This is a genomic window from Oleiphilus sp. HI0043 (assembly GCF_001634935.1).
In genome coordinates this window covers 1-934 of sequence record NZ_LWEY01000702.1, presented here as the reverse complement: position 1 = coordinate 934, position 934 = coordinate 1, and the positions used below count along the sequence as shown (strand labels likewise).

1 protein-coding gene is annotated in these 934 nt (G+C 43.5%); it reads right to left on the bottom strand.

All coding sequences use genetic code 11. From position 1 onward, the window contains the following. Positions 1-733, bottom strand: a 733-nt coding sequence (locus A3729_RS08295; RefSeq protein ID WP_156497798.1) for a nucleotide sugar dehydrogenase, incomplete at its 3' end; no start/stop codon positions are given. Positions 734-934 lie beyond the last annotated feature (201 nt).

The following is a 934-nucleotide window of genomic DNA, read 5'->3' as shown; positions in this document are numbered from 1 at the left end:
ACTTTGTGCCAGCGGCTTCGAGTACTTCCAGGGTGTCGATGCCCATTTTGTCAAAAATTAAAGAAAGCTCGTTAACGAGAGCGATGTTGACGTCACGCTGGGTGTTTTCAATAACTTTTGCGGCTTCAGCTACACGAATAGAAGCTGCTTTGTGCGTGCCGGCAACGATGATGCTTTTATAAAGGTCATCAATAAAAGTTGCCGCTTCGGGCGTTGAGCCAGAGGTAACTTTGAGAATGTTCGTGACACGGTGTTCTTTATCGCCAGGATTGATTCGTTCCGGGCTGTATCCCGCAAAGAAATCTTCATTTAGCTTCAAACCAGAGCCTTGCTCGATTAGTGGTAAACAGTCTTCTTCGGTTGCACCCGGGTAAACAGTCGACTCGTAAATAACGTAATCGCCCTTTTTGACTACTTTGCCAAGCATCTCGCTCGCTTTGATTAGCGGCGTTAGGTTTGGTGTTTTGTAGTCATCGATCGGTGTAGGAACTGTGACGATATAGACGGTAGCATTCTTGATATCATCGAGCTGGGTTGTGAAGGTGAGGTGTGTGCTCTCAGCAAGCTCTTCAGATGAGCATTCTAGTGTGCTATCAACACCTTCGCGTAACTCGTTGATGCGATCTTCTTTGATGTCAAACCCTATGGTTGGGAATTTCTTCCCAAATTCGACTGCCAGTGGCAGACCTACATAGCCCTGTCCGATAATGCAAATTTGTGTATTTGTTTCCATGGTCTCTCGATCTTTCATCAATAAATAAAAACTTTGCGCCGACTGTTTACAAATGACTTACAATGAACGCTGAAAAAAGGTGACGGATTATTGCATAATGCCGCAACTAATTCTTCAGGATAGACTGAATTCTAAGAGAATAGTAAAGGACGAAGCAGATAATTTAAAGAAATAGTCTATGATGAAAGGTGAATTCTGTAT